The organism is Herbiconiux daphne (assembly GCF_024979295.1).
Classification (GTDB): domain Bacteria; phylum Actinomycetota; class Actinomycetes; order Actinomycetales; family Microbacteriaceae; genus Herbiconiux; species Herbiconiux daphnes.
In genome coordinates this window covers 1-930 of sequence record NZ_JANLCJ010000204.1, presented here as the reverse complement: position 1 = coordinate 930, position 930 = coordinate 1, and the positions used below count along the sequence as shown (strand labels likewise).

Below are 930 nucleotides of genomic sequence, written 5' to 3'. Positions count from 1 at the left end.
TATACAATAGGTAAGGGAGGGAATCAATTCAATGAACTTTACCTTCCTTGGTACTTGGAAGCATTGGGAAATATTGAATATTGAAGCAATCAGAAGAAAGTTAAGGTATATGCCGGAAGTTCTACACCGGCTGCTGATACAGATGTATTTTTCTTGCCGGGTGTAAAGTTTTTACAAACTGGCGTGTCTATATATGACTCAAACAATATCCAGTCATTTTCAACTATAAAATTTATAGCAAAAAGTCAATATTTCAGAAAAGGATTTTCGAAAACAGGGGATTACCGTTCATCATCTACATTGGAATTGCCAGAAACACTTAATGTTTCAAGCATGAAGGTGTTGCAGTCAGACAGAAAGATAACGACAACTGAACTTGATGATACAATAAGTCCTATCAACAAACTTCCATTACCGGGAGATATTTCAACTAACTCATCAGAAGACCTAAATTACTTGTTTTGGTCTCCGATAAGTGATTATGAAAATATGTATTTATCCAATTATTCAAATGTTCAAACTGTGAAAGCGGGCACTACGGTCAATCTTCAACTTCCTGCTTCTGATTTTGGTAGTGTATGAACAGTTGAAACATTGAAACGATATATACATAATATTGCTCCGGGGGCTGTGATTGGGATATGAGACCCAGGAAAAGGACTCGACAGCGGATATATAAACAATCTGGAAAATGCATACTTGACACAATTCTTGAGTGATAACGCCAATGCGGCAACTTATGTTCAAGGTAAATATGATTCTACATTTACAGAAGATTGATATGGAAAGATTACTGGTATGCCGGCATTTGATGGTCACGCCAATGTTTCTACAGACCCGTTGGACGGAAAGACTGTTTATGGAAGTACAACCGGAGATTTTAAGTGAAACGAACATATTAGAACATATGGTGAGACATTGGATGGTTAT

The 930-nt window shown here is 36.8% G+C and carries 1 protein-coding gene; it reads left to right on the top strand.

What is annotated here, in order from left to right; genetic code table 11:
• The first annotated feature begins 183 nt into the window (after positions 1-183).
• Positions 184-582 (top strand): hypothetical protein, encoded by a 399-nt coding sequence (locus N1032_RS24115; RefSeq protein WP_259543002.1) that lies wholly within the window; start codon positions 184-186, stop codon positions 580-582.
• The last annotated feature ends 348 nt before the right edge of the window (positions 583-930 follow it).